General features: G+C 75.2%; 23 protein-coding genes and 1 pseudogene. 12 read left to right on the plus strand and 12 right to left on the minus strand.

Features of this window, described 5'->3' with window-relative positions:
• Nucleotides 1-82 precede the first annotated feature (82 nt).
• A pseudogene (locus ACWEMJ_RS29180) lies at nucleotides 83-382 on the minus strand (deoxyribodipyrimidine photo-lyase); the annotation flags it as partial.
• 179 nt (nucleotides 383-561) lie between these two features.
• On the opposite strand from ACWEMJ_RS29180, the gene ACWEMJ_RS29185 reads away from it, so the two are divergent.
• Together ACWEMJ_RS29185 and ACWEMJ_RS29190 are read left to right on the plus strand one after the other, a co-directional pair.
• Nucleotides 562-1,233, plus strand: a complete 672-nt coding sequence (locus ACWEMJ_RS29185) for a DUF5701 family protein (RefSeq protein ID WP_452140109.1) — start codon at nucleotides 562-564, stop codon at nucleotides 1,231-1,233.
• 116 nt (nucleotides 1,234-1,349) lie between these two features.
• Nucleotides 1,350-2,294 (plus strand): threonine/serine dehydratase, encoded by a 945-nt coding sequence (locus ACWEMJ_RS29190; RefSeq protein ID WP_452140110.1) that lies wholly within the window; start codon nucleotides 1,350-1,352, stop codon nucleotides 2,292-2,294.
• Between the two features lie 328 nt (nucleotides 2,295-2,622).
• Here the strand turns inward: ACWEMJ_RS29190 and ACWEMJ_RS29195 are convergent, their stop codons facing one another.
• The gene (locus ACWEMJ_RS29195; protein WP_452140111.1) at nucleotides 2,623-2,772 is read right to left on the minus strand and encodes a WapI family immunity protein; all 150 of its coding nucleotides are present in this window, start codon (nucleotides 2,770-2,772) and stop codon (nucleotides 2,623-2,625) included.
• Complete coding sequence (locus ACWEMJ_RS29200) at nucleotides 2,769-3,089, minus strand: WapI family immunity protein (RefSeq protein ID WP_452140112.1); 321 nt, start codon at nucleotides 3,087-3,089, stop codon at nucleotides 2,769-2,771. The genes ACWEMJ_RS29195 and ACWEMJ_RS29200 overlap by 4 nt, the downstream gene beginning before the upstream one ends.
• 57 nt (nucleotides 3,090-3,146) lie before the next feature.
• Here ACWEMJ_RS29200 and ACWEMJ_RS29205 point away from each other — a divergent pair, with 57 nt between their 5' ends.
• The 3 genes from ACWEMJ_RS29205 (at nucleotide 3,147) to ACWEMJ_RS29215 (ending at nucleotide 5,330) form a co-directional block, all read left to right on the plus strand.
• Entirely contained in the window at nucleotides 3,147-3,920 is a 774-nt protein-coding gene (locus ACWEMJ_RS29205) for a hypothetical protein (RefSeq protein ID WP_452140113.1), read from the plus strand.
• Nucleotides 3,921-4,009: 89 nt separating this feature from the next.
• A complete protein-coding gene (locus ACWEMJ_RS29210; protein WP_452140114.1) occupies nucleotides 4,010-4,954 on the plus strand; it encodes a hypothetical protein in 945 nt (314 codons plus the stop codon).
• A 130-nt stretch (nucleotides 4,955-5,084) separates the two neighbouring features.
• Nucleotides 5,085-5,330: a hypothetical protein gene (locus ACWEMJ_RS29215; protein ID WP_452140115.1), complete on the plus strand. Its 246-nt coding sequence runs from the start codon at nucleotides 5,085-5,087 to the stop codon at nucleotides 5,328-5,330.
• Nucleotides 5,331-5,365: 35 nt separating this feature from the next.
• Here the strand turns inward: ACWEMJ_RS29215 and ACWEMJ_RS29220 are convergent, their stop codons facing one another.
• From ACWEMJ_RS29220 to ACWEMJ_RS29230, 3 genes are all read right to left on the minus strand, one after another.
• Entirely contained in the window at nucleotides 5,366-5,647 is a 282-nt protein-coding gene (locus ACWEMJ_RS29220) for a hypothetical protein (protein ID WP_452140116.1), read from the minus strand.
• A gap of 55 nt (nucleotides 5,648-5,702) precedes the next feature.
• Complete coding sequence (locus ACWEMJ_RS29225; RefSeq protein WP_452140117.1) at nucleotides 5,703-7,043, minus strand: NAD(P)/FAD-dependent oxidoreductase; 1,341 nt, start codon at nucleotides 7,041-7,043, stop codon at nucleotides 5,703-5,705.
• Between the two features lie 62 nt (nucleotides 7,044-7,105).
• Nucleotides 7,106-8,083, minus strand: a complete 978-nt coding sequence (locus ACWEMJ_RS29230) for a CehA/McbA family metallohydrolase (protein WP_452140118.1) — start codon at nucleotides 8,081-8,083, stop codon at nucleotides 7,106-7,108.
• A gap of 262 nt (nucleotides 8,084-8,345) precedes the next feature.
• Between ACWEMJ_RS29230 and ACWEMJ_RS29235 the strand changes: the two genes are divergently transcribed.
• On the plus strand, nucleotides 8,346-10,028 hold the full coding sequence (locus tag ACWEMJ_RS29235) for a TROVE domain-containing protein (protein WP_452140119.1): 1,683 nt from the start codon (nucleotides 8,346-8,348) through the stop codon (nucleotides 10,026-10,028).
• On the opposite strand, the gene ACWEMJ_RS29240 is transcribed toward ACWEMJ_RS29235, so the two are convergent.
• The 4 genes from ACWEMJ_RS29240 to ACWEMJ_RS29255 form a co-directional block, all read right to left on the minus strand.
• A complete protein-coding gene (locus ACWEMJ_RS29240; RefSeq protein ID WP_452140120.1) occupies nucleotides 9,986-10,513 on the minus strand; it encodes an NUDIX hydrolase in 528 nt (175 codons plus the stop codon). The two genes, ACWEMJ_RS29235 and ACWEMJ_RS29240, sit on opposite strands and share 43 nt — an antisense overlap.
• 184 nt (nucleotides 10,514-10,697) lie before the next feature.
• Nucleotides 10,698-12,917 (minus strand): NADP-dependent isocitrate dehydrogenase, encoded by a 2,220-nt coding sequence (locus ACWEMJ_RS29245; protein WP_452140121.1) that lies wholly within the window; start codon nucleotides 12,915-12,917, stop codon nucleotides 10,698-10,700.
• Nucleotides 12,918-13,090: 173 nt separating this feature from the next.
• Complete coding sequence (locus ACWEMJ_RS29250; RefSeq protein WP_452140122.1) at nucleotides 13,091-14,560, minus strand: SDR family oxidoreductase; 1,470 nt, start codon at nucleotides 14,558-14,560, stop codon at nucleotides 13,091-13,093.
• Between the two features lie 93 nt (nucleotides 14,561-14,653).
• The gene (locus ACWEMJ_RS29255) at nucleotides 14,654-15,232 is read right to left on the minus strand and encodes a CGNR zinc finger domain-containing protein (protein WP_452140123.1); all 579 of its coding nucleotides are present in this window, start codon (nucleotides 15,230-15,232) and stop codon (nucleotides 14,654-14,656) included.
• A 288-nt stretch (nucleotides 15,233-15,520) separates the two neighbouring features.
• Between ACWEMJ_RS29255 and ACWEMJ_RS29260 the strand changes: the two genes are divergently transcribed.
• The 3 genes from ACWEMJ_RS29260 (at nucleotide 15,521) to ACWEMJ_RS29270 (ending at nucleotide 18,132) form a co-directional block, all read left to right on the plus strand.
• Nucleotides 15,521-15,973 carry a hypothetical protein gene (locus ACWEMJ_RS29260; protein WP_452140124.1) on the plus strand — a complete coding sequence of 151 codons (453 nt, stop codon included), beginning with the start codon at nucleotides 15,521-15,523 and terminating at the stop codon, nucleotides 15,971-15,973.
• Between the two features lie 156 nt (nucleotides 15,974-16,129).
• Nucleotides 16,130-17,329 carry an MFS transporter gene (locus tag ACWEMJ_RS29265; protein WP_452140125.1) on the plus strand — a complete coding sequence of 400 codons (1,200 nt, stop codon included), beginning with the start codon at nucleotides 16,130-16,132 and terminating at the stop codon, nucleotides 17,327-17,329.
• A 77-nt stretch (nucleotides 17,330-17,406) separates the two neighbouring features.
• Nucleotides 17,407-18,132 carry a 2-phosphosulfolactate phosphatase gene (locus ACWEMJ_RS29270; protein WP_452140126.1) on the plus strand — a complete coding sequence of 242 codons (726 nt, stop codon included), beginning with the start codon at nucleotides 17,407-17,409 and terminating at the stop codon, nucleotides 18,130-18,132.
• On the opposite strand, the gene ACWEMJ_RS29275 is transcribed toward ACWEMJ_RS29270, so the two are convergent.
• Nucleotides 18,083-18,781 carry a pyridoxamine 5'-phosphate oxidase family protein gene (locus ACWEMJ_RS29275; RefSeq protein ID WP_452140127.1) on the minus strand — a complete coding sequence of 233 codons (699 nt, stop codon included), beginning with the start codon at nucleotides 18,779-18,781 and terminating at the stop codon, nucleotides 18,083-18,085. The two genes, ACWEMJ_RS29270 and ACWEMJ_RS29275, sit on opposite strands and share 50 nt — an antisense overlap.
• Nucleotides 18,782-19,034: 253 nt before the next feature.
• Between ACWEMJ_RS29275 and ACWEMJ_RS29280 the strand changes: the two genes are divergently transcribed.
• Both ACWEMJ_RS29280 and ACWEMJ_RS29285 read left to right on the plus strand, forming a co-directional pair.
• A complete protein-coding gene (locus tag ACWEMJ_RS29280) occupies nucleotides 19,035-19,898 on the plus strand; it encodes a universal stress protein (RefSeq protein ID WP_452140128.1) in 864 nt (287 codons plus the stop codon).
• 140 nt (nucleotides 19,899-20,038) lie between these two features.
• On the plus strand, nucleotides 20,039-20,617 hold the full coding sequence (locus ACWEMJ_RS29285; RefSeq protein WP_452140129.1) for a DUF4240 domain-containing protein: 579 nt from the start codon (nucleotides 20,039-20,041) through the stop codon (nucleotides 20,615-20,617).
• 28 nt (nucleotides 20,618-20,645) lie between these two features.
• Here ACWEMJ_RS29285 and ACWEMJ_RS29290 read toward each other — a convergent pair whose 3' ends face one another.
• Nucleotides 20,646-22,319: a PP2C family protein-serine/threonine phosphatase gene (locus ACWEMJ_RS29290; protein WP_452140130.1), complete on the minus strand. Its 1,674-nt coding sequence runs from the start codon at nucleotides 22,317-22,319 to the stop codon at nucleotides 20,646-20,648.
• A gap of 197 nt (nucleotides 22,320-22,516) precedes the next feature.
• On the opposite strand from ACWEMJ_RS29290, the gene ACWEMJ_RS29295 reads away from it, so the two are divergent.
• On the plus strand, nucleotides 22,517-23,569 hold the full coding sequence (locus ACWEMJ_RS29295) for a TerD family protein (RefSeq protein ID WP_452140131.1): 1,053 nt from the start codon (nucleotides 22,517-22,519) through the stop codon (nucleotides 23,567-23,569).
• The last annotated feature ends 102 nt before the right edge of the window (nucleotides 23,570-23,671 follow it).

Raw genomic sequence — 23,671 nt, forward strand, 5'->3', positions numbered from 1 at the left:
TGCGTCCGTCCACAGTCATGGGGTGATCGTAACCGGCCTCAAATCACCTCGTACGGACCGGATTTGAGCAGGGCGGCGGCGTCCCGGCGGCGACGTGCACGCGCGCCGCGCCGAGCTCGGCGGCCAGCCGCGCTGCCTGTTCGACGGTGTCGCCGTCGCGGACCAGCAGTCGGCCGCCGGCGCGGCGCAGCGAGGCGTCCAGGTCGGTGAGGCAACCGGCGAGGAACGCACGGCGGTTGGGGGCGTCGAAGCCGGCGGCGGCGATCGCCGGGTCGGTGACGAACAGCGGCACCACCTGGTCGGCCTCGGTGCACGCGGCGTGCAGGGCGGGGTTGTCGTGCAGGCGCAGGTCCTGGGTGAACAGGACGACGGCGAGGGTCATCGCGGGGCTTTCGGGCTCGGGTCGCGGGGAGCGGTCGCCCCCTCCCCTTCCTTCGGAGCGAAGGCCGCCGCGGATGAGCGCCCGGGGCCGCTGGGCGGCGTCGCGGGCCGGCGGGAACAACTCGGCGCGCGGCCGCGTTCCATCCAAGTCCCCTCAGTCCCCCAGCACTTGGGAGCACCATGACCGAAACCACGTCCGCCGTTCCCACCGTACGCTTCGTACTGCCGCCGCTCGCCGCGCAGGCCGAACGGCTGATCGAGCTGGGCGTGCACGAGCTCGCCGGCCTGTCCGCCGCCGACCTGCGCGCCTTCGCCTCCGCCGCCGAGACCACCGCGCCCGCCGAGGGCGCCCTGCTCGCCGTCCACCCCGCCCGGGTCCCCGCGTCCGCGCTCGCGCCGCTGCTGCGCCGCGCCGGGAAGCCGGGGTTCGTGGTCGTCGACATGACCGACGTCGACGACTTCGCCCCGCTCGACGCCGTCGCGCTGCCCGACGCCCCGCTGTACCTGCTCACCGGCGTCGACCGCGGCGACCGGATGGCCAACTGGAGCCCCGAGGAGGCGCTTTCGGCCCTCGACGCCGAGGAGCGCACCCCGCTGCTGCTCACCGAGGGCATTCACTGGGTGCTGCAGCAGCCCGAGGCGCTGGAACGCGGGCGCTGCTTCATGACCATCGGCTCCCGCCTGCGCAGGCCCGACGGCGCGCTCGACGCCCGCACCCCGGCGATCTGGATCAGCAACGGCACCGGGCGGGACGGCCGCGAGCGCCGCAACGCCCCGAAGGTGGGCTGGTGCTGGGCGGGCAACCGGCACACCTGGCTCGGCTTCGCCTCGGCGACGGGCCGTCACCTGTAGGCCGTTCTTCCGCGCCCTGCCCGCCCGCCGGCGAGCGGGCCCGGGGTACCGTCGGGGCGTGACGGCGCGGGCCGCGACACCGGCCCGCGCACCCCGACGCGGCAGGAGCGAGAAGCGTGCACGAGCTCACGTACGGCGACATCGAGGCGGCGGGCGAGCGGATCGCCGGGCAGGTCCGGCCGGTGGCGGTGGCCCCGCTGGAGGTGGCCGACCTGCCGGGCGCGGACGTCTGGGCGGCGCTCGAACTCCTGCAGCACACCGGGTCGTTCAAGGCCCGGGGCGCGCAGAACTTCATCCGGGCGCACCGGGAGGCCGGCACCCTGCCCGAGGCGGGGGTGACCATCGCCTCCGGCGGCAACGCGGGCCTGGCGTGCGCCTGGGCGGCGCGTCAGCAGGGCGTCCGGGCCACGGTGTTCCTGCCGGAGAACGCCCCCGCCGTGAAGCTGGCCCGGCTGCGCGGCTACGGCGCCGAGGTGCGGTCGGCGGGACGCGAGTACGCGCAGGCGCTGGCGGCCTGCGAGGAGTACGCGGCGGCCTCGGGGGCGCTGGCCTCGCACGCCTACGACCATCCGCTGATCGCCGCCGGCGCGGGCACCCTGCTGGACGAGATTCGCCGTCAACTCCCGTCCGTGGACACAGTGGTGGTCTCGGTCGGCGGCGGCGGCCTGTTCGCGGGCGTGGCCACCGCGGCCCGCGAGCACGGGGTGCGCACCGTGGCGGTCGAACCGGTGGGCTCGCAGGCGCTGCACGCCGCGGTGGCCGCGGGCCGGCCGGTGGACGTCGCCGTCGACTCGGTCGCGGCCGACGCGCTGGGGGCCCGCCGGGTCTCCGCCACCGCGCTGCGGGCCGCCCGGCAGGACGACGTCCATACCGTCCTGGTGTCCGACAAGGAGATCGTCCGGGCGCGTCAACTCCTGTGGGACGGCCACCGGTTGGCGGTCGAACACGCGGCCTCCACGGCCCTCGCCGCACTCACCGGCGGCGGCTACCGGCCCGCCGAGGGCGAGCGGGTGTGCGTGGTCCTGTGCGGGGCCAACACGGACCCCGGCACGCTGGGCTGACGGCGCGGCCGGTCAGCGGGCGGAGAAGGACGCGAGGGCGTGCTCCCACCGGTCGGCTGCGTGTAGCGGCGCCTGCGCGTCCGTCCGGATCTCCACGGCATAGTGGTCGTCGGGCGGCGCCCACGGCGGCGCGGCCGGTCAGCGGCACGCCGGACTGACGACCGGGCCGGTCAGCGGGTGGGGAAGGACGCGAGGGCGCGCTCCCACCGGTCGGCGGCGGCGAGCAGCGCCTGCGCGTCCGTCCGGATCTCCACGGCATAGTGGTCGTCGGGCGGCGCCCACGGCGGCGCGGCCGGTCAGCGGCACGCCGGACTGACAGCCGGGCCGGTCAGCGGGTGGGGAAGGACGCGAGGGCGCGCTCCCACCGGTCGGCGGCGGCGAGCAGCGCCTGCGGGTCCGTCCGGATCTCCACGGCGTACTGGTCGTCGTCCGGCGCCCACGGCGGCGCGGCCTCCAGGGACAGGTGGACGCGGATCACCGCTCCGTCCGCGCTGCGCCCGGCGAGGCCGAAGGCCAGCACCGGCTCGGTGAACTCGGTGTCCGGGCCCATGCGCCGTCGGCGTCGCGGCCGGTGACGGGCACCCGCCCCGCCGCCGCCGCGCGCAGCCAGCCGCCCAGCTCGCGGGCCTCGCCGACCAGCAGGCAGGGGTCGGCGAACGACCAACTGCCGTCGGGCGTCGTCACCTTGCCGCCGATCACCAGCCAGTTGTCGTCGAACTCGTCTCGCCCGGCGGCGGGGAACTGGTACCGCAGCGGGCGCAGTTCGACGGCGCTCGCGTGATCACTCAACAGCACCGTCGCAGGATGCCACACCCGCCCCGACTGTCGGCCGGCGGCGCTACGGTGCCGCCCATGACCTCTCACCACTCCCCGGTCGCCGACAGCGACTGGGACCGTCAACTCGCCGATGCCTTCGCCGTGTTGCTCGGCCGCCCGCTGACCGCGTACGACCCCGGCGCGGTGTACGCGGCCGGGGTCGGCGGCAACCTGATCAACGAGGTCGAGTTCGACCGGGACGCCTCCTGGGTGCGGCCGCAGGCGCTGAGCGGGGCCGAACCGGTGCGCTGGGACGCCTCGCTGTTCGACGACAGCGTCCGCACGCCGGTGTTCGACGCCGCCGGTTCGGTCTTCGCGATACCCGCCGACCGTCATGCGCCGCCCCTGCCGGAGCCGTTCGCGTCCGCCGTCGCCGCCGCCTGCTTCGGCGACGGCCTGATCCGGGGCGCCGACCTCGCCCCGCTGGTGGCCGAACACGGCGTCGACCTGGCGGAGTTCCCCGGCAGCTGGACGGTGCTGTTCGCCCGCCTGCGCTCGGACGGCACCCTGCTGGACGCGTTCCGCGCCGCGCTCGACACCGGCCGCACCCCCGAGGACCTGGTGCCGTTCGAGGCCGAACCGGAGGAGGACTGGGAGGAGGCGCTCGCCGCCGTCGAGCACCCCGGGCTGCGCGCCCACCTCGCCTACTTCCTCACCGACGGCGAGGAGGGCCTGATGCCCGTCCTGGAGGACGCCTCCGCCCGGGGCCTGGACGCCTACGGCTGCGAGCCGGTGATCGGCTGGGAGGACGGCCACGGCCAGCTCGACCTCACCATCCTCCGCCTGGGCGCACGTCTCGGCTCATCCTGACGGAGGATGCCGGTCCGACCCGCGCACGATGCGACGGGGCGGGGCGCTGGATGAAGGTGTGGTTCCCACGACCGAGGAGGGAACCCGCAGTGGATCGATGGGACCGGGTGGGTCGGCCGGCTGCGTACGGGGCGGCGCTGGTGATGACGCCCTATCTGTTGATCAAGGTCGCGTGGGTGGTCGGCGCGATCACCGGGCTCTTACCGATCGGCGACGGATTCGACCTGGCCGGCTGGGTGGTGCTCAACACCGTGACCATCGGCATGGCGGGCGCCGGGATCGTCATGGCCCTCGCCCTCGTGCGGCCCTGGGGAATGCGGATACCGGGGCCGCTGGTGGCGTTCGCGGCCTGGGTGGGTTCGGGATTCCTCGTGGCCATGCTGCCGTACGCCGCGCTGGCCTCGCTGCTGGGCGGGTCGGACGGTGCGCAGCCGAGCGGCAGCGACGATCAGTCGATGCCGGGCTGGGAAGCCGTGCTGATCGAGATCAGCTTCGTGGGGATGGGGCTGGGTCTCGCGGTCGCCCTCCCCGCCTACCTTCGGCGGCGTTGGCCGGACGCGTTCACCGGCCGGGCCCGCGGGAACGGCGAGGCCGGCCCGGGCCGTGCGCTGTGGGCGGTCGGCGTCGCGGTGGCGGTCGGAGCGGCGTGGCTCTACTGGGCGGCCGGCGGCCCGGCCGGTGTCGCGCACCCGTCGGCCCGGGACGGCAACTGGCACCTGCTGAACGGCGTGTGCGGCCTGTGGGCGCTCACCGCGGCCGCCGCCACCTGGGCGGTCGGTCGGGGCCGCCCTGTACGGCTGCCCCGCTGGGTGCCGCTGGCGTTCGGTTGGCTGGGAACGGGCTCACTGTTCGCCTGGAGCGCGTGGAAGCTGCCGCTCACCTCGTACGTGGCGCTGGCAGGGCATACCGACGCGTTGCCGCCGGAGAGCCTCGCGGTCGCGGCCGTCCTGCACGCCGCCGCGGTGCTGGCGGGGGCGGCCATGGCGCTGACGCTCGTCCGCGCATCGACCGCAGGGGTCCCGGCCGGAGCGTAGGAGCCGCCCCCGGTGGCGTGAATCCGGTGCCGCGGCGGCGACGTTGCGCCAGGCTCGGGGGATTGCCCGCCACCACTATCTACACCTCTGTAGAGTGATCTCCACCGATCGGACTCGAAGGAGGCCCACCGTGCTCCCTCCGCAGCCTCAGACCGACCCCGCCTGGACCCCGCCGGAACCCGAAGTCCGCCCCGCCTACCACCCCGTCGAAGTCCGCCTCGACACCACCGACACCTGGACCCTCGGCCGCATCAACGCCTGGTGGCACTCCCCCGACGGCACCCCCTGGTGCCGCCTCCGCCTCATCGGCACCACCCCCCACTGGTGCCGCTACGACCCCGACCGCATCCTCCTCCTCCCCACCAACGGCACCTGACGCCCCGCCGGGCCGCCTCGGGCGACCGGCCGCCACTACGGGGTGTCGCCCGCGTGGTCCCAGCGCAGCGGATCGTCGGGGCGCGGCACGTAGCGCGAGCGGCCCGCGCCGCCGTAGCGGCCGAGGTGGGTGGCGAGCGCGACACCGTCGACCAGCCGGTCGGCGGCCCATCCGGTGACGTCCAGCAGCAGGCCGTCCAGCGGGCCGCCGCACAGCTCCCGGTAGCTTCGCCCGACGCGGGGGCCGGGATCCTCGTGCTCCGCGCCGTAGACCCGGCCGCGCAGCAGCTGTTCGTCGTGCCTGTCACGCTCGTCCATCGGACCAGGCTGGCATCCGGCACCGACATCGGCCCCGGCGTCGGGCGTCTCGGGGTCAGCTGCCGAAGAGGACCGGGCGCAGGATGGAGGGGCGGAAGAGGGCGCTGGGGGGTTCGGTCATGGAGACGACGCGGTGGAAGGCGGCGGAGACGGTGGCGTCGGTGGTGGCGCGGGCCAGGACGCGGTCGAGGTAGCGGTGTTGGAGGCGGACGACGGGGCCGCGCACGCCGCCGGTGGTGCCGGCGAAGCGGACGTCCTCGCTGCCGGCCATCACCCACGGGTGCTTGGTGACGGCGACGATCGCCCGGCGGGCCTCGCGGACGGTGGCGGGCCCGAGTGCGCCGTGCCGGCGGGCGGCCTCGCGCAGGGCGCGGGCGCCGAGCGCGGCGACGGAGATGCCCTGCCCGTAGACGGGGTTGAAGGTGCAGGCCGCGTCGCCGAGCGCGAGGAAGCCGGGCGGGTCGGTGCGTTCGTGGTGCCGCCACGCGCTCGGGCCGGGGACGAACCCCCGGGCGGGGCCCACGGGTTCGGCGCCGGCGATGGCCTCGGCGATGGCGGGGTCGCGGAGTTCGCCGAGCTGCTTCTCGAACTCCTGCGGCTGGATGGCCGGTTCGAAGCCGCGCATGCCGCCGAGGCTGACCAGCCAGCGGTTGCCCTCGACGGGCAGCAGCACCGCGAACCGGCCGTGCTCGGGGGCGCGGGTCTGCACGTCGAGGGCGATCTGGTCCTCGCGCCCGGGCGGCCGGTGGTAGAACCGGCTGGCGTAGGCGACCCCGGCGTCGATCCGCTCGACGGGCGTGGCGGGGAACCCGAGCCCGATCAGCCACCGCCCGGAGCGGGTGCCCCGCCCGGCGGCGTCGATCACCAGCTCGGCGGCGAGTTCGGTGACGGGGCCGCCCTCCCGTCCGCGTTCGCGCAGTCGGACGCCGGTGACGCCCTGCCGGCTGCCGAGCAGGCCGACCACCTCGGCGCCCTCCAGGATCTCGATCGACGGCTCGCCGCGGACCCGGTCCAGCACGGTGCGGTCGAGCAGCGGGCGGCTGCAGCTGAGGATCGTCACCTCGCCGTCGTAGGACGCCAGGTGCCCGACCGAGGTGAGCACCCGCAGGCCGCTCGGGATGGCCACCAACTGGGCTCCGGCAGCGAGGAGTTCGTCGAGCGCGCCGGGCATCAGCCGGTCGATGGTGCGGTGCCCGGCCTCCAGCAGCAGGTGCCCGTGCCGGCCCTGCGGGACACCGGCCCGGAAGTCCACGCCGTCCGGGTACCGGTCGCGTTCGACCACCACGATCCGCCGCGCGACGCCGCGCAGCGCCCACGCGGCCAGGCACCCGGCCAGTCCGCCGCCGATCACCACCGCCGTACCGCGGTCCCCGACCGCCCTCCCCGCAGGACTCATGAACCGTACAGTAAGGGACGGAACGCGCACCGTCACCGGGGCGCGCGCAATCTGACGGACCGTCAGTTCGCTTTCGCTGCAAGGGCGATGCATCGAGAGGGGCGGCGCTCCGGGCCACCCCGGCGCAGCAGGATCGGGTTGGTCAGCGCCGCCGTCCGCCCGTCCCCGTGCCGCACCTCGACCCGGACGAAGGAGGTCTCGGCGGCGTCCGTGCGCAGTCCCGGCTCCCACCGCGCCTTGCCGCGTTCGGTGTGCACCCGCACCTGCGGGTCGAGGACGCCTGCCACCTCCAGGCGCAGCTCGACCGGGCGGCCGCCGGTCTCCAGGCACTCGCCGACGCCGGCCCGGCGGCCGCCCGCCTCGGCGGTGAACTCCAGCCGCACGGCGGCGGATTCGGCGATCCAGCTACGCCCGGCGCGCAGCGCCGCGAGGATCGCCGGGGCGCTGAGCTCCTCGGCGTGGACGACGGTCTGCGGGGTGCCGAGCTGTCCCTCCAGGTGGGTGTCGCTGTTGCCGAGCGCGGGCTGCCAGTGCCCGGCGCGCACCCCGGCGGCCAGCCGGCGCCCCCACTCGGCGTGCGCGGCGTCGTTGTCGGCGTTCCACGGCCGGTCGGAGCGCCATTCGCCGTTCCACACCTCGACGGCGTCGAACTCCTCCAGCGGGAACATCAGGTCCCCGCCCGGGTAGGGCGCGTGCGGGTGCGCGGCCACGCACAGCCCGCCCGCCGCCCGCACCTCGCGCAGCGCCCGCCGGAAGGCCGGCTCGCCCACCCGGTGCCGCCAGTCGACGAGTTGCCCCGGACGCAGCCCGAGCGCCAACCAGTGCCCGGTGCGGGTGGTGACTTCCTGGCCGCGCAGGATCAGCAGGTCGTCGCTGCCCAACCCGTCCCACGCGCCCGGCGGGGCGGCGCGGTTGTGCTCGGTGACGGCCAGGAAGTCCAGCCCGGCCGCGCGGGCCCGCGCGGCCAGTTCGGCGGGGGTGAGCTCCCCGTCCGAGTGCACCGAGTGCACATGGCAGTCACCCCGGTACCAGCGTGCCATCGCGTCCCCCTCTCCACCCGGCCAACGCCCGCCCGGGGCAGCGGGGTTCCGGGCCCCACCGGGGAGGATTTAATTCGGGTGACGACACCGCGGGCGCCGTCTATGGTGTCTCCCGGACGCCTCCCGATGCGCTGGGTCTTCCGGTTACTTCCTGACAATGACGCGCACCGGCACCCGCTTTCCTCGATCACGGGGGGCGCCCCCCGGCCTGCCGTTGCGGCCGCCTTCTCCAGCCCGTCGACCCTCCCAGGGAGACTCCTGCATGGCCCGTTTCAACCGTCAGCGCAGCAAGGCCGCAACCCGGGCGGAGATCCGCACCGAAACGCCAGAGCTGTTCGCCGGCGGAGCCAGCGGCGCGCTGGCACTGCACGGGCAGTGGCCCGTCCTCCCGCAGGCCGGCTACCGGCCGCCGATGCCGGTCTCCGCCTGGCAGGTCAACCACCAGGGCGGCCAGGGGTGGCAGCGCGACCCCAGGTCGGAGCTGTTCCTGCTCGCCGTGACGCACTTCTCCGGCCAGCACACCTTCTACGAGAGCGCCGCGAGCCGCGAGGAGCGCTACGGCTCGCTGGTCCGCCGCTTCGCCCTGGAGGACCCGCGCTGGACGCTGGGCCTGCTGCGCTGGCTGCGCACCGGGGCGAACATCCGCTCCGCCGCGGTCCTCGGCGCGGCCGAGTTCGCCCGGGCCAGGGCGGAGGCGAAGGCCCCCGGCTTCTCCCGGCAGGCGGTCGACGCCGTCCTCCAACGCCCCGACGAGCCTGGCGAGTTCCTCGCGTACTGGACGTCCAGGTACGGCCGCCGGCTGCCCCAGCCGGTGCGCCGCGGCCTCGGCGACGCGGTGCGCCGCCTGTACACCGGCCGGGCGCTGCTCAAGTACGACACCCCGTCGCACGCCTTCCGCTTCGCCGACGTGCTGGAGCTCACCCACCCGTCCCCCGCCGCCGACCGGCCGTGGCAGGGCGAGCTGTTCCGCTACGCCCTGGACCGCCGGCACCGCCCGCAGCAGGCCGTCCCGCCGGCCGGCGAGCCGATGCTGGCGGCGCGTCACCGACTGCTCGCCCTGCCGGTCGCCGAGCGGCGCGCCCTGCTCGGCCGCCCGGACGCCGCCGACGTGCTCGCCGGCGCCGGGATGACCTGGGAGGCGCTCGCGGGCTGGCTGCAGGGGCCGATGGACGCCGCGGCCTGGGAGGCCGTCGTCCCGCTGATGGGCCCGATGGCGCTGGTGCGCAATCTGCGCAACTTCGACCGGGCCGGGATCGGCGAGCAGGCCCGGGCCCTGGTGGCGGCGCGGCTCGCCGACCCGGCCGAGGTCGCCCGGTCGCGCCAGTTCCCGTTCCGCTTCCTGGCCGCCCACCGCGCGGCCCCCGGGGAGCACTGGGCGGGCGCGCTGGAGGCGGCGCTCGGCCACTCGCTGGCCAATGTCCCCGCGCTGCCCGGCCGGACCCTCGTCCTGGTGGACCGCTCCGGCTCGATGTTCGGCGCCCCGGAGAGCCACTCGCTGCTCACCAGGGCCGACGCGGCGGCCGTCTTCGGCAGCGCGCTCGCCCTCCGCGCCGAACAGGCCGACCTGGTCGAGTTCGGCACCGGCAGCCACCCCGTGACCCCGGCGCCGGACGGCTCGCTGCTGCGCACCGTGGACCTCTTCCACGACCTGGGCGGCACCGACACGGCGGCCGCGATCGCCCGGCACTACCGTGGCCACGACCGCCTGGTGGTGCTCACCGACGAGCAGCCGCAGCGCTCCTCCTCGGGCAGCCTGTTCGACCCCGTCCCGTCCCACGTCCCGATCTACACCTGGAACCTGGGCGGCTACCGGTACGGCCACGCCCCCAGCGGACCGCGGTGCCACGTCTTCGGCGGCCTCTCGGACGCCGCCTTCCGGTTGATCCCGCTCCTGGAGGCCGGTCAACTGGGCGACTGGCCCTGGGAGTTGCCGGGCTCCGACTGACAGGCGTCGCCGGCCGGGCCGAGCGCGAACCAGGGCGCCGGGGCGTCCTCCAGTGCCTTGGCGAGCAGGAAGGTGTCGTTGGCGGACAGCGGCGGCAGGGCGTCCAGCGAGTGCCAGGCGACGGCGAGGGATTCGTCGTCGTTGACGTGGGCGGTGCCGGCCAGCGGGCGGCAGCGGAAGGCGATGTCGAGGAACTGGACCTGGTCGCCGTTGGCGCAGACCGAGGCGGGCAGGGTGTGCACGCTGGTGATCCGCTCGGGCCGGACGGTGACGCCGGTCTCCTCCAGCACCTCCCGCACCACCGCGTCGGCGGGCTGCTCGCCGGGCTCCATGATGCCGTGCAGCAGCGCCCAACGCCCGCTGTCGGAACGGCGGTTGAGCAGGATCCGGCCGTCCTCGACGACCACCGCCGAGATGCCGGAGAGCCACAGCGGCGCGTGCCCGATGTGCTCGCGCAGGTCGAGGATGAACTTCGGAGTCACCATGCCCCGCACCCTAGGCAGCGTCGCGACCGCCGGGCAACCGCTGCCGCGACCGCCGCGTCCGGGGAACGCGGATACGCGGAAACGCCGAAACACGGCAACGCCGAAACACGGCAACGCGGAAACGCGGAACGCCGCCGCCCGCCCCGCGAGGGGCAGTGGCGGCGGCGCTCCGGGGCTGCGGCGGTCAGGCCAGGGTGCCGAGCGCGTCGTTGAAGGTCTTCGACGGGCGCATCACGGCGGCGGCCTTGGCCGGGTCGGGCTGGTAGTAGCCGCCGAGCTCGGCGGGCTGGCCCTGGACGGCGATCAGCTCGTCGACGATGGCCTGCTCCTGCTCGGCGAGGGTCTGCGCGAGCGGGGCGAACGCGGCGGCGAGCGCGGCGTCCTCGGTCTGCGCGGCCAGCTCCTGGGCCCAGTACAGGGCCAGGAAGAAGTGGCTGCCGCGGTTGTCGATGCCGCCGAGGCGACGCGACGGCGACTTGTCCTCGTTGAGGAAGGTGCCGGTGGCGCGGTCCAGGGTGTCGGCGAGGACCTTGGCGCCGGCGTTGCCGGTGGTGGCGGCCAGGTGCTCGAAGGAGGCGGCCAGCGCGAAGAACTCGCCGAGCGAGTCCCAGCGCAGGTAGTTCTCCTTGACCAGCTGCTGGACGTGCTTCGGGGCGGAGCCGCCGGCGCCGGTCTCGAACAGGCCGCCGCCTGCCATCAGCGGGACGACCGACAGCATCTTGGCGCTGGTGCCCAGCTCCAGGATCGGGAACAGGTCGGTCAGGTAGTCGCGCAGCACGTTGCCGGTGACGGAGATGGTGTTCTCGCCGCGGCGGATGCGCTCCAGGGAGAGCTTGGTGGCCTCGACCGGGGACAGGATCTGGATGTCCAGGCCCTCGGTGTCGTGCTCGGGGAGGTAGGCGTTGACCTTCTCGATCAGCACGGCGTCGTGGGCGCGGTTCGAGTCCAGCCAGAACACGGCCGGGTCGCCGGTGGCGCGGGCGCGGGTGACGGCCAGCTTGACCCAGTCCTGGATCGGCAGGTCCTTGGTCTGGCAGGCGCGGAAGATGTCGCCGGCCTGGACGGGCTGCTCCAGGACGGTCTCGCCCTTGGTGTCGACCAGGCGGACGGTGCCGGCGGCGCCGATCTCGAAGGTCTTGTCGTGGCTGCCGTACTCCTCGGCGGCCTGGGCCATCAGGCCGACGTTCGGGACCGAGCCGATGGTGGCCGGGTCGAGCGCGCCGTGCGCGCGGCAGTCGTCGATGACGGCCTGGTAGACGCCCGCGTAGGAGCTGTCCGGCAGGACGGCCAGGGTGTCGGCCTCCTTGCCGTCCGGGCCCCACATGTGGCCGGAGGTGCGGATCATGGCCGGCATCGAGGCGTCCACGATGACGTCGCTGGGGACGTGCAGGTTGGTGATGCCCTTGTCGGAGTCGACCATGGCCAGGGCCGGGCCGTCGGCGATCTCGGCGTCGAAGGAGGCCTTGATCTCGGCGCCGTTGGGGAGCTTGTCCAGGCCGGCCAGGATGCCGCCGAGGCCGTTGTTCGGGTTCAGACCGGCGGCGGCCAGGTCGGCGCCGAACGCGGCGAAGGTCTTCGGGAAGAACGCGCGGACCACGTGGCCGAACAGGATCGGGTCGGAGACCTTCATCATGGTGGCCTTGAGGTGCACCGAGAACAGCACGCCCTCGGCCTTGGCGCGGGCGACCTGCGCGGCCAGGAACTCGTTCAGCGCGGCGACGCGCATCACGGAGGCGTCGACGACCTCGCCGGCCAGCACCGGGACGCTCTCGCGCAGCACGGTGACGGCGCCGTCCTCGGCGACCAGCTCGATGCGCAGCGCGCCGTCCTCGGCGATGACGGCGGACTTCTCGGTGGACGCGAAGTCGTTGACGCCCATGGTGGCGACGTTGGTCTTGGAGTCGGCCGACCAGGCGCCCATGCGGTGCGGGTGGGTCTTGGCGTAGTTCTTCACCGACAGCGGCGCGCGGCGGTCCGAGTTGCCCTCGCGCAGCACCGGGTTGACGGCGGAGCCCTTGACCTTGTCGTAGCGGGCGCGGACGTCGCGCTCCTCGTCGGTCTTCGGCTCGTCCGGGTACTCCGGCAGCGCGTAGCCCTGGGCCTGCAGCTCGGCGATGGCGGCCTTCAGCTGCGGGATGGACGCCGAGATGTTCGGCAGCTTGATGATGTTCGCGCCGGGGGTCTTGGCCAGCTCGCCCAGCTCGGCGAGGGCGTCCGCGATGCGCTGGTCCTCCTGGAGGTACTCCGGGAAGACGGCGATGATCCGACCGGCCAGCGAGATGTCACGGGTCTCCACGCTCACACCTGCGGTGGCGGCGTAGGCCTGGACAACCGGCAGGAAGGAGTACGTGGCGAGGGCGGGCGCCTCGTCCGTGTGGGTGTAGATGATGGTCGAGTCAGTCACCGTAGCTCCAGCTTCCACGTCTGCAACGTCTTGACGTCAAGATATCTCGTCCCGGGGGCATCTCCGCAACCAACCCCCCGTACGGGTCCCCCGGCGGCCCCGCCGCGATGTCGCCGGCGGGGCCGGACTGCGGGGATGATCTTGAGCGGCCCCCGCCCCGGCAGGGGCCCGCGTCAGGGGGTTTCGGTGCGGTGGGCGATGTTGCGGGCCATGCCGCCGAAGACGATCGCGTGGAACGGGGCGACCGACCACCAGTAGGCGTGGCCGGGCAGGCCGTGCGGGTGGAAGAGGGCGCGTTGGCGGTAGCGGGCGCCGTTGCCTTCGGGGGTGACGGCGAGTTCGAGCCAGGCCCGGCCGGGCAGCCGCATCTCGGCGCGCAGGCGCAGCAGCCGGCCGGGTTCGATCTCCTCGACGCGCCAGAAGTCCAGCGAGTCGCCGACCCGCAGCCGGCCGGGCGAGCGGCGGCCGCGGCGCAGTCCGACGCCGCCGGCCAGGCGGTCCAGCAGGCCGCGGACGGACCAGGCGAGCGGGAAGGAGTACCAGCCGTTGGTGCCGCCGATCCCTTCCACCACCCGCCACAGCGCCGCCGGGTCGGCGTCCACGTGCCGCTCCCGCACGTCCTGGTAGAGGCTGCCGCCGGCCCAGTCCGGGTCGGTCGGCAGCGGGTCGCTGGGCGCGCCGGGCAGCGAGGCGGAGGACCAGCGGGTGGCGACCTCGTCGTCGCGGATGCGGCGCAGCGCGAGTTCGACCGAACGGTCGAAGCCGATCGCGCCGCCCGGCGGGTCGGGGATCCACTGCGCCAAGTCGCTCTCGGCGCACACCACTTGGTGGCGCAGCGACTCCACCAGGGGTCGGGCGAGCGCGCCGGGGACGGGGGTGACCAGGCCGACCCAGAGCGCGGAGAGTCCCGGCGTGAGGACGGGCACGGAGACGATCAGGCGGCGGCGCAGTCCGGCCAGCCGGGCGTAGCGCTGCATCATCGCGCGGTACGTCAGCACCTCCGGTCCGCCGATGTCGAACACCCGGTCGGTGGCGGGGAGTTGGGGAAGTTCGGCGGCGCCGACCAGGCAGCGCAGCACGTCCCGGACGGCGATCGGCTGGATCCGGGTGTCCACCCAGCGCGGGGCGACCATCACGGGCAGCCGCTCGGTGAGGTGGCGCAGCATCTCGAACGACGCCGACCCGGAGCCGATCACCACCGCCGCCCGCAGTTCGGTGACCGCCACCCCGCCCTCGCGCAGCGCCCGGCCGGTGGCCACCCGGGAGCGCAGGTGCGGCGAGAGTCGTGCCTCGGGCACTTCGCGGGGCACCAGTCCGCCGAGGTAGACGATCCGCTTGACGCCCGCCCGGGCGGCGGCCTGCCCGAACGCGCGGGCGGCTGCCCGGTCCACGGCCTCGAAGTCCGCTCCGGTGCCGAGCGAGTGCACCAGGTAGTACGCCACGTCGACCCCGTCGAACGGGCCGTCGAGCGTCTGCGGCCGCGTGACGTCCCCCGCGACGACCTCCACCGCGCTCCGCCACGGATGGTCCCGCAGCCGCGACGGCTCCCGCACCAGGCAGCGCACCTGGTGTCCGCCCGCCAGCAGCTCCGGCACCAACCGTCCGCCCACGTACCCGCTCGCCCCGGTCACCAGACACCGCACCGCACCGTCTCCTCCCTCGCCGTCCCCGCCCTCCCAGTGCAGCCGATCATCCCCGCTGGGCGATCCGAACGCGCCCGGCGCCGACCGCGGCGGTCAGCCGGCGCTCTCCGCGAGGCGGGCGCGGCGGTGGGCGGCCACGCGTTCGCGGGTGGCGCAGCGGCGGGAGCAGTAGCGGCGTTCGGGTCCGCTGCCCTGGGTGAGGTAGACGTTCCGGCAGCGGGTCGCGGCGCAGCATCCGCCGGGCGGGCGGCCGCGTTCCCACAGCAGGACGGCGAGGGCCAGGCAGGACGAGGCGATCAGCCATTCGTCCCAGGGCGCGTCGTCGTCGCGGTCGAGGTGCGGGTGCCAGCCGCTCGCCCCGCCGTGCGCGGTGAGCCGCAGCGGGCCGGTGTGTTCCCGCAGCAGCCGGTTGAGCGCCGCGGCCGCCCGGTCCGTGTCGGGTGCCTCGAACACCTCCCGCACCCGCCCGGCGGCCACCCGCAGCGCCGCCGCGTCCTCCTCGGTGAGCTCGACCGGTTCCGGCTCCCCGTGGGCGCGCAGGATCGCCGCGAGCCCGTCCGCCCCGGGCGCCGGGTCGGCGGCACACGCATTGATCAGAGCGACGGCCCGGGCCGCCGAGGTCTGGACGGAGGGGCGCAGCGGCGGCTCGCCGGCGGCGGGAGTCTTCGGCACGTCGGCCATTCAACCGCGACGATGACGGCCGGGCGGCGAGGGGGCGGCGGGGAGGTGGTTCACCCGGCGTTCGACGCGGGTTCGTCCGAGGTGGTGGCCGCATTGGCCGGGCCGGGCGGATTTGCGTCACTGAGGGCGCACTTTCAGACGGCCTGGCACTTCGAAGGCAAAAGCGGGCCGCCACCTTGGAATCGCATGGCAAAGTGGAAGCCATGGCACACGTGAAATGTCACATGGCTAACGGTGCCTGGGTCCGAACGGTTTCTCGCCTCCTCCGAAGGAAAGACCATGAACCGCATCACCCGCATCGCGGTGGGCGCCGCCGGTGCCGCCGCCCTGCTCACGGCGCCCGTGCCGGCCTTCGCCGCCGCGACCGGCGCCGACGCCACCACCGCCACGGTCACGACCTGCAAGTACGCCCTCCAGGCCGGGCTGGCGACCAACGCCTGCGCCGACGTCACCGGCAACAGCGTCGTGATCTACGGGAGGATCGGCCTGGCCGGCCCGGCCGACGGGCCGCTGTCGTGGCAGACCCTGTACACCAACCTGTCGGCCGAGGTGGTCGGCGGCGCGTCGCTCGGCTCCGTGAGCGGGAGCACGCCGTTCCACTCCACCACGATTCAGGTGAACGGCTTCACCGCCACCGCCCCGTGCGGTTCGACCGTGCGCGCGACCTTCTCCGTGCAGGGCAGTGGACCGTTCGGCACCCGGCCGGTGGTGGAGGTTCCGGTGAACTGCTGAAGCAGCACCAACGTGCGCGCCGGGCCCGGGAGTCGCCGTCCTCCCCGGCTCGGCCGCAGCGGCCCGCACAGACGACGCCACGGCTCACGCGCCGGGCCCTGCGGGCGATGTAACGCATCTTGCGGGGTTTTCCGTTACCGACGTAGCGTCCGGCGGGTGATCAGGTTTTCTCCGCAGGCCAGGTGTCTCACCGGGGCCGCGCTCGCCCGTACGGGTGATGAGATGTCGGGGCCGGCGCTGTTGCTGGCGGGCTTCGCCGTCGCGGGGTCGACGGGCGGGGCGGCGGCGCTGCTGGCGGCGTTGACGGCTGCTTCGGCGATCGGTGGGCCGCTGCTCGGCGTTCGGCTGGATCGGGCCCGGCGGCCCGGCCGGCTGCTGGCGTGGGCGCTCGCGCTGTACGCGGTCGGGCTGGTCGTGGTGCTCGGCGCGCTGGGCCGGCTGCCGCCGGCCGCCGTGCTGCCGATGGCTGCCGCGACCGGGCTGCTCGGTCCCGCGCTGTCGGGTGGCTGGACGGCCCAACTCCCGGTTGTCGCAGTCAAGTTGGACCGCGTCAACGCCCTCGACGCGATGACGTTCGACGTGGCCGCGCTGGCCGGCCCGGCGCTGGCCGGGGCGATCGCGACGGCCCTCGGCGCGGACACGGCGGTGCTGATCGCCGCCGGCCTGATCGCCGCCGCCCTGCCCGCCGCGTGGACGCTGCCCGCCCGCGACCGGGCCGAGGAGGACCCCCGGTCCGCGCCGGTGCGGGCCGAACTCGCCGCCGGACTACGGGTGTTGACGTCACGGCCGGCGCTGGCGCGAGCCACGGTCGTGTCGGTCGGCGCCTGCGCGGGGCAGGGCGTGCTGGCGGCGTGCCTGCCCTCGCTCGGCGAGCAGGTCCTCGGCGGTGCGAGCCGCGGCCCGCTGCTGCTGACCTGCGCGGCGCTGGCCGCGCTGCTGGCGAACGCCGTGCTCGCCCGGCGCCCGCAGCTGCTCGGGCCGGACGCGGCAGTCCGGGCCGGTGCGCTGCTCCAGGCGGTCGCTCTGGCGTTGGCCGCGAGCGGGTGGCCCCTCGTCGTGGTCGCGGCCGCCGTGCTGGCGGGTCTCGGTGAAGGTCCGCAGCTGACCGGCCTGTTCGCCGTCCGGCACCGCGAAGCGCCGGCCCGCCTGCGCGCCCAGGTCTTCACCACCGGCGCCAGCCTCAAGATCACCGCTTTCGCCCTCGGCGCCGCCCTGGCCGGCCCGGTCGCCGCCCGCTCGACCTCCGCCGCCCTCGTCCTCGCCGCGGCCCTGACCGCCGTCCCCGCCCTGATCTCCGTCCCGGCCCTGCGCCGCGCACCTCGACGCGAGGACGGGCAACCCCGGCGCTCCGCCTGAGCGGCCGACGCGTCGTCACCTGCCGCGACAGCCACGGGTATGGACCACACCGGCAGGCGGTGCGCGATCATGGCGGGATGGACACTCGCTTCCTCGCCGTCCCCGAGCTCGCCGACCTCGCCGAAGCGCCGCCCGTCGCGGTCGTGGTCGACGTCATGCGGGCGTTCACCGTGGCCGCCTGGGTCTTCGCGCGCGGGGCGGAGAAGATCGTGCTGGCCGGATCGTTGGACGAGGCCCTGGAGCTGAAGGCGCGCCATCCGGACTGGGTGGCGCTCAAGGACGGCCCGCCCGCGCCCGGGTTCGACCTGGTGAACTCGCCCGGCCTGCTGCGCTCGGCCGATCTCGCCGGCCGCACCGTGGTGCAGAAGACCACCGCGGGGACGGTCGGCGCGCTCGCGGTGAAGGACGCGGGGCTGGTGCTGTGCGCCGGTTTCGTGGTGGCGGAGGCCACGGCCCGGCTGCTGCGCGGGCGCGGGAGCGTCGCGTTCGTGGTCACCGGCGAGGACGGGCGGGCCGAGGAGGACCTGGCCTGCGCGCAGTACCTGGGCCGCCGGGCGACGGGGGCGGAGGCCGACGCGGCCGCTTTCCTCCGGCGCGCCGCCCGGTCGCGCGCCGCCGCCGAACTGGCGCAGGGGGTGCGCGAGGGGGCGCACCCGGACGATGTCGCGCTCTGCCTGGAGCTGGACCGGTTCCCGTTCGCCATGGTGGCGACGCCGGAGGACTCGCTGATGGTGCTGCGTCCGACGGGGGACGTCAACTCCCTTGCGGGGAAGCCCGATCGGAGCGGATCCGCCGGCCGGTGACAGTGGTCGGGGTCAGCCGGACCCAGCGGCCGTGCGCGGGGGGCCGGGGGAGTTCGGCGAGGAGCGCGGGTTCGGTGACGTAGTCGAGCGGGCCGACCATCAGGACGCTCCAGCCCTCGCGCAGTTCGGGATCGGCGCGGTCCACCTCGAACGCGGCGTCGGCCCCACCACCGGCCCCGGGGGCGAGGACGCCGGCGGGGTCGGTGCGGTAGAGGACGGTGCGGTCGTGCACCAGGTAGCCGACCGGGCGGACCACGGGGCCGTCGGGGCCGGTGCGGGCGAGGCGGCCGAGGCCGCTGGTGCCGAGCCGGTTCCAGCATTCGGCGACGGCCAGTTCGCCGAGGACGGGCGGCCCGACCAGCGGGGGGCCGCCGGGGTCCGGTCCGGCGGCGGCGGTGCGCGCGCGTTCGGCGGGGCGGCCCGCGACCAGTTCCTGGTAGCCGAGGCCGAGGACGGCGGCCAGCCGCAGCAGCGCGGGCGGGTCGAAGTCGCATCCGAGGTCGAGCACCCTGCGCAGGTAGGCGACCGACATGCCGGCCCTGGTCGCGGCCTGGGCCTCGGTGAGTCCGAGGTCGGCGAGGCGGTCGGCGAAGCGCCGGGCGAGCGCGGTCGGCGGGGTGGCTGCGGCAGGTACGTGTTCGGTGGTCACTTCGGTCACCTCCTGACGGTGGTGGTACGTCCAGGGTGCACGAAAGGGGGTGCGCGGCGGCAGAGGCCTTGGACCCGTTCGGGCCCGGCCGGCGGCCCGCGCCGGCGGCGGCGTTCCGTCCTCCGAAGGGACCAACGTCCCACCCGTGCGGGCCCGGCGACCCTGGCAGGGCCCGGGCGGTGGGGGAAGAGTGGGCAGCGACCCAGAGGCGGGCGAAAGGCCCGCGGGGAACCCGAACAGGGAAGGCACTGCCATGACTCGTCCCGTTCTCGCCGCTGTCGATGCGTCCGTGCGAAGCCGGGCCGCCGCGCACTGGGCCGCCCAGGAGGCCGCCCGCCGGGGGGCGCCGCTGCGGCTGCTGCACGCCTGGCCGTACCTGGGCCGCAAGGCCAATGACCTGGTGCAGGTGGACGACCTGGAGACCGGCGCGCAGTCCATGCTGGGCGACGTCGCGCAGGAGCTGGCCACGGCGTACCCGGGGGTGGCGGTCTCCTCGGAGCTGGTGCCGGACTCGGCGATCGACGGGCTGACGGCCGCCGCCGAGCAGGGCCAGCTGCTGGTGATCGGCACCCGGGGCCTGGGCGGGTTCCGCGGGCTGCTGGTCGGTTCGGTGAGCCTGGGCGTGGCAGGCCGGTCGAAGACGCCGGTGGTGCTGGTCCGCGAGAGCGGGCAGGCGCCGGAGTCGCCCGAGCCGGAGGTGACGGTGGGCTTCGACGCGCTCGAACCGGCCGACGCCGTAATGGAGTTCGCGTTCGAGGAGGCGCAGCTGCGCGGCGCCCGGGTACGGGTCGTGCACGGCTGGGAGCTGCCGCCGACGTACGGGTACGCGGGCTGGATCCCGGTGGAGAGCGAGCGCCAGGAGCTGGGCGCGCTGGCGGTGGCCATGGTGTCCGAGGCGGTCGCGCCGTGGCGTGAGAAGTACCCGCGCACTCTGGTGCTGGAGGACGTCCGCACCGGTGGCGGCGCGGCCGCGCTGGTGGAGGCGTCGGCGCAGTCCGACCTGGTGGTGGTGGGCCGCCGCTCGCGCACCCTCAACATCGGTCCGAAGCTCGGTTCGGTCGCGCACGCGGTGATCCACCACGCGCAGGCCCCGGTGGCGGTCGTCCCGCACGACTGACACCCTCTCGGCTCCCGGTTCCTCCCCCGGACCGGGTCACCGGGCCGCCCCGTCGCACCCACCGCCTCCGGGTCGCGACGGGGCGGCCGCGTGTGTGCGGCGCGGGACCGTTGTCACACCGGGCGGGCAGGCTGGCCGCCATGGACAACGACGAGTTCTGGCAGCTGATCGACTCCGCCCGGGCCGCGACCACGCCCGAAGTCCCTTTCGAGCGCGCCCTGGTGGACGTGCTGGCGGCCCGCCCGGAGTCGGACATCGTGCGCTACGAGGTGTGCTTCGAGCGCCTGCACGGGGCCCTGTACCGGTGGGACGTCTGGGCGGCGGCGTACCTGATCGGTGGCGGCTGCTCCGACGACGCCTTCATGGACTTCCGGGCGGGCGTGATCGCGGAGGGCCGCACCTGGTACGAGAAGGTCCTCGCGGGCCCGGACGTGATCGCCGAGCACCCGGCGGCGGCCGGTGAGAACCGCTTCGACGCGGAGGGCGTGTTCTTCAACGAGGACGTCAACTACGCGGCCGCGCTGGCCTTCGAGCGCCGCACCGGCGACCGGGACGCCTTCCACCGGGCCTACCGGCAGCACCGCGCCGAGCAGGGCGTCGCCGGTCCCGTCGGCCCGGTGGTGCGGCCCGACGGCATGGGCGAGGAGTTCGACTTCGACGACGACGCCGAGATGCACCGCCGGCTTCCCGCCCTCGCCGCGCTCTATCTCGTCGACTGACCTTTGCAGTAACTGATTTGATGGTACGTCAGTGGTCGAAGCCGAACGCCAGCAGGGTCGCGTCGTCCTCCGACAGCGGGCCGGACATGTCGCGGACCACGGCGTCCACCAGGTCCTGCAGGGTGGGTTCGGCGGCGTGCGCCTCGACGGCCGCGCGGAGGGCGTCGAGGCGGCGGTCGATGTCCTGGTCGCGGCGTTCGATCAGGCCGTCGGTGTAGAACAGCACGGTGTCGCCCGGCTGCAGGTGGGTCTCCGTCGCCCGGTAGGCGACCATCGGCAACACGCCGAAGGGCGGGCCGAGTTCGACCTCCAGCAGGGTGGCCCGGCCGTCGCGCAGCAGCACCGGCGGCGGGTGGCCGGCGCAGATCCAGCGCAGCAGGTGGCGGTCGGGGTAGTAGCGGGAGACGATCGCGGTGGCGGTGGACTCGTCGCTCTCGTCGCAGGCGATCCGGTTGAGCCAGCCGCCGAGCGACTCCACCAGGGCGCCGGTGAACGCCAGGCCCGCCAGCGCGTGCCGCAGCATGGACATCAGCGCGACCGCGTCCAGACCGTGGCCGCGCGCGTCGCCGACCGCCAACAGGGCGCGTCCGTCGGGGAGTTGGCGGACCTTGAACCAGTCGCCGCCGACCCGGCCCTCGGCGGGGCGGTAGGCGACGGCGGAGGTGACGCCGAGGCCGGCCAGGGTCGCGGAGCGCGGTTGCAGGGCGTCCTGGAGGCGCTGGACGACGCCGTGCTCGGCGTCGGCCCGGCGGGCCTGCCGCTCGGTCTCCTCCTGCTGCTCGCGCAGCCGGCGCCGGCTCTCGTACAGCTCGGTGACGTCCTGCAGGACGGCGCGCAGCCCCTCGATCGGGCCGTCCTCGTCGCGGACCACCTCGGCGACCAGCCGGACCCGGCGGGGGCGGCCGACGCCGTACAGCTCGGTGAGGACGTCGATGTCGGCGCCGGTGGTGAGCAGCCGGTCGAGGGCGCGGTACAGGGCGGGGCGGGCGGTCTCGGTGACCCGGCCGAGCAGCTGGTCGAGGCTCAGCGTGGTGGTGTCGGGGGTGCGGCCGAGCAGCACCGCCAGGCCGGGCGAGATGTCGAGGCGCCCGTCGCGCAGGCTCCACTCGGCCCAGCCGACCCGGGCGATCCGCTGCGCGGCGCGGGCCACCTGCTCGACGCGGTCGTCGGTCCACAGCAGCAGCAGGCGGCGGCCGAGGCGGTGCACGGTGAGCCGCTCGCGGCGGCTGCGGGCGGTGCCGTCCGGGCCCGCGCCGTCCCAGCGCACCGGCAGCTCGCGGGCGGCGTGCCCGGTGCGCAGCACCTCCCCGATCGCCGCCGCGACCTGCTCCGTCCACAGCCCCGGGTACGCCTCCCGCAGCGACACGCCGTGCCCCTCGGCGGCGCCCGGGCACAGCTGCTCGGGGTGGTGCGGGTGCCGGACGGCGGCCTCGTTGACGATCACCACGGCCAGGTCGAGCAGCGTCCCGTCGGCGGCCCGGACGGGTTCGGCGAGCAGCGAGGCCTGCGGGACGGCGTCCAGCAGGCGGTGCAGGTCCTGGTCCGGCGGGCGGGCGAGGTCCGGGTCGAGCGCGGCGTCCGGGACGATCGGCGGCGGGCCGGCCGGGAGCTCCGGCGAGCGGGCCGGGTGCTCCTCGCGCAGCCGGCGGACGGTGCGGCGCAGCGCCTCGCCCCAGTCGGCCTGCTCGGGTCGCCCGTACAACCCCCGCCCCTCTCCGCTCGGCGTTCCCTGCCACTGTTCCGGCCCGCCCCGCCGCCCGGCGACCGCACCGGCCCGGACGGGTGAGCGCCGCGACCCGGGCGCGACCCTCCGACCGTTCCTTCCGCCGGGACGGGAACCCCCAGGTCAGGCGGGGCGTTGTCGGCACGGAACGATCTTCGATGGAACGGAGGAGCAGGATGTCGACGGCCTTGGCGAAGGGCGCCAATGTTCCCGTGCTCCGGGACGGCCATGGTCCCGCGAGCGTCCTGATCGGCCTCGGGTGGCAGGCCGCCGGCGCGTACGACCTGGATGCGAACGCGCTGCTGTGCGACGCCGACGGGAAAGCGCTTTCCGACCGGCATTTCGTGTTCTTCAACAACCTGCACAGCCCCGACGGCGCGGTCACCCACCTCGGCGACCCGGGCGACGGCACCGATCACGAACGCCTGCGCGTCGACCTCGGCGAGGTCGAGCCGGCGGTGCAGCGGATCGTCTTCACGGTGGCGATCTACCAGGCCGAGGAGCGCCGCCAGTCGTTCGGCGCGGTGCGCGGCGCGTACGTCCGGGTGGCAGACGCGGCGGGCGGCGGCGAGCTCGCCCGGTACGAGCTCGGGCCCGAGCTGACCGCCGAGACCGCCGTCGTGTTCGGCGAGCTGTACCGGCACGGCGACGGCTGGAAGTTCCGCGCCATCGGGCAGGGCTACTCCTCCGGCCTGGCGGGCATCGCCGCCGACTTCGGGGTCTCCGTCCTCGCACCGGCCGCTCCGGCCGCTCCGGCTGTTCCCGCCGTGTCCGCTCCGGCGGCTCCGGCGGCTCCGCCGATGCCTGCCGCCGCGCCGCTGCCCGTCGCCGCACCCGTACCCGTACCCGCGCCCACGGTGGCCCTCGCGCTGCCCGAGGCACCCGCGAGCTGCTTCTTCGACCCGGCCCACGGCCCCGGCGGCACGGCCGTCCTGTGGTCGCCGCAGTGGGGCGTGCCGCGCCAGATCCAGTCCTGCGGCGCGTGCGCGCAGCGCGTCCTGAGCACGCCGCCGCCGTACTACACCGCGCCCGCCACCGCCGGCTACCCGCCGCAGGGCTACCCGGCCGCCGAGTACGGCCACCCGCAGCACGGCTATCCGCAGCACGGCGGCTACCCGGCGGAGCACCAGCAGGGCGGCCGTCGCTTCGGCACCGGTGCGATGATCGGCGCGGGCGCGGCCGGCCTGGTCGGCGGCGCGCTGCTGGCCGAGGCGTTCGACGACGACTGATCCCCCGGGGGCCTCCCCCGTCCGCGCCCCCCCCCCGCCCCCCCCCCGGGGCACCAAAACACAAGCAAGGACGGGGGGGTGAGGGGGGGTGTATAAGAAAAG

The organism is Kitasatospora sp. NPDC004531 (genome assembly GCF_053602195.1).